Source organism: Bacillus cereus group sp. BfR-BA-01331, from assembly GCF_022663915.1.
Classification (GTDB): domain Bacteria; phylum Bacillota; class Bacilli; order Bacillales; family Bacillaceae_G; genus Bacillus_A; species Bacillus_A mycoides.
In genome coordinates this window covers 1-7,117 of sequence record NZ_JAKUGJ010000065.1, presented here as the reverse complement: position 1 = coordinate 7,117, position 7,117 = coordinate 1, and the positions used below count along the sequence as shown (strand labels likewise).

Sequence of the window (7,117 nt, the reverse complement as noted above, 5' to 3'; positions counted from 1 at the left end):
GGACGAATTCGTTAGCTATCAAAAGTAACGACTAACCGAGAAGCCCCCACTTCAAACAGTCCGTTAGGACGTTAAGTGGCGGGTAGTTCACAATATCAATTCTCGTCTTTATATGCGTATTTTTATACAGAAGGATTAATAGATGTTATTTGCAAAAATTCATTTGAATGATACATCTTACATTTTGGAGGAGACAAGAAAAAATGGGGAATAAAGAGAAAAAGCCTAGTGATTCAGAATAAAAAACTAATTAAAATAAAATTTCATACAATTCGAAAAAAATTGCAAAAATTCTCTAATATGGTTTATACTGTAATAGGAGTTATTAATAACCAAATAGTTAATGTTGTGTATTAATTTAACAAGTTATATTTAAGGTTATTAAACATATTACTCCTCAACCCATGCTTCATTCTGAATATACAGTGGGAAAAATATAATTTGAAAGTTTGAGGTGCTCTTATGCTAACAACAGTTTCTAATAAGACAAGCAGTTTTGACGTAGAACAAAATGTACATGAATTCGAATCAAATGGATACATTCAAATCTCTAATGATATTTTTTTACAAGATCAAGAAGATCAGGCATTACTAACGAAAGCACAGTTAGACTACTACAGCTTACAAAACGACGCATATGGCGAATGTCGCGCTAGAGCCTATTCAAGATATATAAAATACGCTGGTTCTTCAGATTATGTTCTAGATACAGACAATGGATATTTCCAATCTGAAGAATATAATTATGACGATGGTGGGAAAATTAGAAATTTCAACAGTATAACAGATGAATTTTTACATAATTCATTAATTGAGAAAATTGTTCGCTTTGATAGTGAATTTGCATTTAATACAAACATACTTGATACAAGTAAGGATATAATTATAGGTTTACATCAAGTAAGATATAAGGCAACGAGAGAAAACCCTTCTTTTAGCTCTCCAATTTGGCTACATAAGGATGATGAGCCGATTGTCTTTTTACATCTCATGAATTTAAGTAATACAGCTCTTGGCGGAGACAATCTAATTGCAAACAGCCCTAGGGAAATTAACAAGTTTATAAGTTTGGAGGATCCCCTAGAAACTTTAGTATTTGGACAAAAGGTATTCCACGCTGTAACACCACTAGGAACAGAGTGTAATACAGAAGCCGTACGTGACATTTTATTAGTAACGTTTTCTTATAAGGAGCCAAAATGATAAAAAATAAAACTATTATGATTTCAGGCGCCAACAGTGGTATAGGAAATGCTTGTATTGAATATTTTTTAGAAAAATCATTCAATGTAATAGCTCTTGATATTAATACAAATAAATTAGTAGACTATACAAAAACACATACGTCTTTTAAGTTAGTACAAATAGATTTAAGTAACAGCAATGAGATTAATAATCTTTTTATACAATTGGATACAGATACCCTTTGTCCCGACATACTTATAAACGCCGCTGGTATCAGGGAAATAACACCTGTATTAGAACTTTCTGATGATCTATTTAAAAAAGTAATAGATGTTAATTTAGTAGCACCCTTTATTCTTTCAAGGGAAGCTGCTAAGCGTTGGTACAAGTTTAAAACAAAAGGTTGCATAGTAAATATAGCATCTGTTTCAGGATTAATGGCTGAACCTGAAAGAGCGGCTTATGTTGCATCAAAACATGCTCTAATTGGACTTACTAAACAGATGGCTATGGAGTTTGGTAAGCAAAACATACGAGTGAACAGTATTTCTCCGGGTGTCATTAGGACAGAGCTTACAGAAGAATATTTTAGTGATGAACGTTTGGTATCCCTTATAAAAAGCAATCAATCCTTAGATACGTGGGGAATACCGCAGGATATTGTTTCGTGTATTGAATATTTAATTTCTGATCAGGCTCGCTTTGTTACAGGTTCCAACTTTGTCATAGATGGTGGTTGGACAGCTGGGAAGAATTTATAATTAAGTGTTTTTTGTAGATAAATTAAAAGCACCTGCCCTTTATAGAAGGACGGTGCTTTTCTTACTAAAAATTAGATATTTAACGGGGGGATTAAATTGATTCAACAAAATTCTATTGAGAGAAAATCATTACCGGCTTTGAAGATGATAATATCAATGGTTATTTTCGGTTCAGTCGGCTTTTTTTCCGTACAAACAAATTTACCTTCATTTGAGTTGGTATTTGTACGATGCATTTTTGCTACAATATTTTTAAGTCTATGCTGGCTAATTACTGGACAGTACAAACATGATAAATGGGAACGAAAAGAAGTTATTCAAGTCTTGATATGTGGATTTTTCCTTGTATTTAATTGGGTATTTTTATTTAAAGCGTTTGAAAATATGTCAGTCACAGTTGCAATATCAGTCTATCACCTTGCTCCAATAATTGTACTTATCATTGGAAGTATTGTTTTTAAAGAAAAATTAACAGTATTATCTGTTATCTCTATCATTATCTGCTTTGTAGGAGCGTTATTAATCGCTGGTATAAACAAAAACTTCTCTTTCGACTCGTTAATGTCTTCTGGCATGGTTTGGGGACTTCTCGCAGCTCTGTTTTATGCATTTACAACTTTATTTGGGAAAGGTATTAAGAACATGAGTGCTTATGCAATGACCTTTTTGCAAACATTTTTAGGGATTTTTCTTCTAATACCCTTTATAGATTTTGATGCATTCCATGGACTGACTCAAAGTAATTGGACGTATATTATAGCAACCGGCCTTATCCATACAGGATTGGTATACTACTTATTCTTTGATAGCTTACGTGATTTATCAACAAAATTAATCTCGATATTAGTTTTTTTAGATCCAGCTGTAGCAATTTTATTGGACACGGTGCTTACAGGATTCCGACCAACTTTAATGCAAGTATCAGGGATTACTCTAATTTTTGTTGGTATGGCTCTAACTTTCAAAAAATCTAAAAATAAGACCCAAAAATTTAAAAAACAAACTATAGAAGACGACGCTCGTGTATTGTAAAACAATCAAATCATAAAAAAACACTTGCGACATAATTGGGGTAGCAGGACATGCCCAGCAATCTAGTGAAAAGAAACACCCCCAAAACAGTAAAAATTTTCTTTTTCTACAGGTGATTTCTTTGGAAATTCATCTTATTTTTTCTTAAGTTTATGAAGTATCTAACTATTTAGATATCCAATTAGGTATATTCTATTTATTTTAATTTTTACTGTGATAATATAAAGAGTGGGAATGATTAATGAAGAAACAGTCTCAATATATGTATCATTTAATTATTAGCATACTATCACTTTTAGCTATACTATTTTTGTTTTTTGGAAACTATAAAAGTACTATTTTCAAGTACTCATTTATCTTTATATGTTTAATTAATATGATAATAAATTTCTTTTCTTATTATAAAAAAAGAAATAATTAGTTCTCCATAAAATTAAAAATACGCTATTCTTTCTTTAAATCATAGGAAAGGATGGCGTTTTTGTATGTCTATTTCTGTATCTGATGAATTACTACTATTTGCTCAAGAAATTCAAAGGTTCTTATCCCAAAATATCTTACGAGATCTTGCTAGAGATGTTGGTTTTGTGCAGCGAACCAGTCAGTACCAAGCAAAAGATTTAGTCGCTTTGCTTTATGTGTATGGATGAGCCAAAATGTCGCTACTACTTCTTTAATTCAGTTATCTAGCTGTTTAGAAGCATCGTGTTGATTTTGTCGCACCTCTTCTTGTAGGTGCGCGTATTGAAATTTGTTATAATAATTCATGATGATTTGACTGGTCATGTCCGGCCTCTTTTAGGCGTAGGGATTGGAATAAAGGTAGCCAGAACAATCCTAACCTTATCGGTCGTCGCATTTCTAGTAGATGCGTGGATTAAGACTGGTAAGATACTTGATAGTAATTTATTATGAGTTTACGCATTACCCGAAATTCAACTCTCACTTACCTTTGGATTTTCGTCCTTCACAAGCTTGAGGAAGAAGGATTCTTTTAGGTAATGCGTTAAATTTAATTAAAACTTCTTGAAATGCATAACGATATTATATAATATATAGGTATATTGTTAGTTTATTTGATTCCGTTTATTCCCACACCTTTTTGTGTTGTGGTTGAGTTGTAGAAGCAAGTTGCGTCTTGTTTCAATTGTGAAAGGGCTTCTTTGAGCCGATTAGTGTATATATAGCTTATTTTGCTATGCACATTTTTAATCGACTTGAAGAAGCCCTTTTTGTGTTGTTTTCAAGTTTGCAGGCGGGGTTATGAACCATAATAAATTACAAAATAGAGGAGATAGTAAAATGAAAAAAGATTGTAGACACTTACGACTAGTATCAACAGTAGAGGAACATAAAGCACGAATAGAAAAAAATCAGAAGTCATATGCTGCATCAGCAATGTTAACGGAACCTAAATCGAGAATTAATCAATTATGAGGTTGTTTAGAGGCAGAAATTATATTACCTGATGGTAAAATGCAATATTTTAAACCAAACTCTATTCATGAAAAAGAAGCTATACAAGAAATTGCATTATTTATTGAGGGCATCCAGGAAGTAAAAGAAGGCTATGTAATCTTATGGCGCTTTGTCGGTCAACAAAGTTTTTACAATGGCACAAAGATTGTAGCTGAACCAAAGTTTCGTAAAGTCATGCGTAAAGTAAAAGATTTCTTTTTTATGATGATGACAGTGTTTATGAAACAGAAAAGTAAAAGGAATAGGGGATAAAATGATGAAAAAAGATATTTGGCGCGTGTTAAATGACCCAAAGGAGAAGGAAGCGAAAGAACCATCCGATGAACAAGATGATATTTTTGCTAGTTTGGATGAGATTCCGGAGATTACAGATGAACAACTACCATTTTAAAAGATATATGAAACAAGTCGAGGTAGTGTATAGAGGGTAAAAGGAAGAACTAAGTGATGTATATACTTGGATCTTCCTTTTTTTATTGCAAAATAGAACTTGGAGGGAAAGATTATGCGTATAGGAAATGATTTAGCGGCGGGATTTTATCCAACACCACTAACAGAAGGGAAACACTTAATACAACTATTACAAATGGAACCAGGGCGAGCTTATGCTTGCTTTGATCCATGTTGTGGAGAAGGAACAATTTTACGAAGTTTTGCAGACGAGGTGAAGCAAGTTGGCATACAACTTGATACATATGTTGTAGAAATAGATGCAAATCGATATGGCAAAGCAAAAGAGCAATTAGATGTAGTGGTACGCTCGGGCTTTGAAAGTATGAAGATTAGTCATGACTATTTTCCGCTTATTTTTTTAAATCCTCCTTATAATACGGAGCTTCGTACAGAAAATGCAAAACCAGAGAAAATGGAGTTCAACTTCTTAAAGCGTGCACACCATTATTTACAAGATGGTGGGATTATGGTGTATGTCATTCCTTACGACAGATTTGCTAGAGACGACATTAGTTATTTCTTAGCAAAAAATTATGAGGAAATAGGCTTAATGCGTTTTGGTGATGAAAATAAGGAGTTCGATGCATTTAAACAGTGTGTCTTCGTTGGACGTAAGCGTGCTGCTACGAAAAATGACACGTACTTCAACGATCGGTTCGCTAATTTCTGTGAAAACATGTCTGACCTTACTTTCGTCAAAAAACATGTGAATACATTAGCAGAAATGGTAAATCGTAAGGATTGGGCTATACCTGCATTGCGTCATCAAAACAAACTAATTTTTACATCAAGAGTGGATTATAAAAGTGCTTATGAAGGTGTGGGGAAATCGGAAGGTATCTCGACATTTAAGAAGCGTTTAAATAGAGGGAATGGTTACTCACTTCAAAATGAGAAAACAGATGCTGAAAGAGCAAAGATGCCAATTGCTTCCGGACAATTAGGACTATTGCTGATAACAGGCGTGGCAGACGGTTTGCTTGGTGAAGGAAATACGCTCCATGCTGTTCGTGGATCTGAAAATATGTTTTTTGAAACTTCATTTGAGCAACTGGAAAAAACAACGAAAGAAGTTGTATTACAAAAACGCCGTGCGAAATTTATCATTGCAACACCAACTGGTGAAGTCAAAGAACTTGTCTAGGAAAGGAAGAAGGCTATGTCTGTACTATTAGGAATAGGAGCATTATATATTGCTTGGGAGTTTAGTAATCGTGTGCTCCGAATCGCTATTGTTCTAACGGTAGTTTGCCTTTGTGCATCTCAGATCAGTACAGGTACGCATTTGGGAGTGTTAGAACATTTTTCACTATTCCAAGGTGTAGACGATATTCTACATGCGGCTGAGCATTCATTAACAGAGTGGAAACAGTTTATAGATTTTTAAACAATAAATTAAATGAGTAGGACATGAAACGTATCGATTATGATGGGTTTTTTATTTTTAGGAGGGAACGAATATTATGATAAACGAAATAATTCAACAACATACATTTGACCAGGAACAAACACCAGCGATGTTGCAATTGGAGACGGCTACTGCTTCACATACTGCTTTTTGCTTTGCTATGGCAGTAAATCGTCATCATCAAATCCAATTTGCAGTATTAGGTGCGAATGAGAGTACATTAAAGTCATTCCGTGCTGCAATATCAATGGGTACACGTCGTTTGTATTTTGGAGAGGGACAAAAAGAAGAATTACATTATACGTTAGGAAAAAAATGAATGTAATTTCGACAGGACAATTTGAGTTTATTAATACACAAACAGCAAATAGAAAAAAGGCAATTATTGCGTTTTCTAAGGAAATAGAAGAAAAGTATATTGTTGCAATTGATGAAGCACCAGAAATGCAAGTAAGAGATTTCTTAATGGCTCCCCCGTATGGTCTACCAATCTTAGAAGAATGGGCGAAGCCGATTTATGAAGAGATGCTAACAAGAAATTTGTTACAACCATTAGAAGTGTATTTCGATAAGAATGAGTTTTCTTCTCTAACGATTGCACAAGTCGTATTAAAAGCAGAGGATTGTAAAGAGTTTTTATCAGAAATGATCCGGTCTGGGAAATGTCAATTCCCGCAAGAGGGTACAGGTGAAAAAATCAATGAAGTAAATGATTTAAATGAATACCTATTGGAATATTCGCCTGTCATGCTTGATAAGGTAACAAAATTGGATGAGCCATTACATCAACCGATGTCAG

General features: G+C 33.8%; 6 protein-coding genes and 3 pseudogenes. All 9 read left to right on the top strand.

The genetic code is table 11. The annotated features are described in order from the left end of the window. The first annotated feature begins 462 nt into the window (after positions 1–462). Entirely contained in the window at positions 463–1,203 is a 741-nt protein-coding gene (locus MR155_RS30380) for a 2OG-Fe dioxygenase family protein (protein WP_002065477.1), read from the top strand. Then, complete coding sequence (locus MR155_RS30375) at positions 1,200–1,946, top strand: SDR family NAD(P)-dependent oxidoreductase (RefSeq protein WP_201038199.1); 747 nt, start codon at positions 1,200–1,202, stop codon at positions 1,944–1,946. Before MR155_RS30380 ends, MR155_RS30375 begins: the two co-directional genes overlap by 4 nt. A gap of 144 nt (positions 1,947–2,090) precedes the next feature. Then, on the top strand, positions 2,091–2,978 hold the full coding sequence (locus MR155_RS30370) for a DMT family transporter (protein WP_002065479.1): 888 nt from the start codon (positions 2,091–2,093) through the stop codon (positions 2,976–2,978). Between the two features lie 485 nt (positions 2,979–3,463). Continuing rightward, positions 3,464–3,684, top strand: a pseudogene (locus MR155_RS30365) (IS4 family transposase); the annotation flags it as partial. Positions 3,685–4,280: 596 nt separating this feature from the next. After that, positions 4,281–4,693 (top strand): annotated as a pseudogene (locus MR155_RS30360) (DUF6018 family natural product bioysynthesis protein). A 20-nt stretch (positions 4,694–4,713) separates the two neighbouring features. After that, complete coding sequence (locus MR155_RS31920) at positions 4,714–4,848, top strand: hypothetical protein (RefSeq protein WP_274606576.1); 135 nt, start codon at positions 4,714–4,716, stop codon at positions 4,846–4,848. A gap of 114 nt (positions 4,849–4,962) precedes the next feature. Continuing rightward, positions 4,963–6,054 (top strand): DUF6094 domain-containing protein, encoded by a 1,092-nt coding sequence (locus tag MR155_RS30355; protein ID WP_201038198.1) that lies wholly within the window; start codon positions 4,963–4,965, stop codon positions 6,052–6,054. Positions 6,055–6,069: 15 nt separating this feature from the next. Further along, positions 6,070–6,297 carry a hypothetical protein gene (locus tag MR155_RS30350; protein ID WP_078205207.1) on the top strand — a complete coding sequence of 76 codons (228 nt, stop codon included), beginning with the start codon at positions 6,070–6,072 and terminating at the stop codon, positions 6,295–6,297. 76 nt (positions 6,298–6,373) lie between these two features. Further along, positions 6,374–7,117 (top strand): annotated as a pseudogene (locus tag MR155_RS30345) (hypothetical protein); the annotation flags it as partial.

Bases quoted from the DNA above. Each gene is read 5' to 3' on its own strand.
- MR155_RS30380 (WP_002065477.1), top strand. From the start codon at position 463: ATGCTAACAACAGTTTCTAATAAGACAAGCAGTTTTGACGTAGAACAA.
- MR155_RS30375 (WP_201038199.1), top strand. From the start codon at position 1,200: ATGATAAAAAATAAAACTATTATGATTTCAGGCGCCAACAGTGGTATA.
- MR155_RS30370 (WP_002065479.1), top strand. From the start codon at position 2,091: ATGATAATATCAATGGTTATTTTCGGTTCAGTCGGCTTTTTTTCCGTA.
- MR155_RS31920 (WP_274606576.1), top strand. From the start codon at position 4,714: ATGAAAAAAGATATTTGGCGCGTGTTAAATGACCCAAAGGAGAAGGAA.
- MR155_RS30355 (WP_201038198.1), top strand. From the start codon at position 4,963: ATGCGTATAGGAAATGATTTAGCGGCGGGATTTTATCCAACACCACTA.
- MR155_RS30350 (WP_078205207.1), top strand. From the start codon at position 6,070: ATGTCTGTACTATTAGGAATAGGAGCATTATATATTGCTTGGGAGTTT.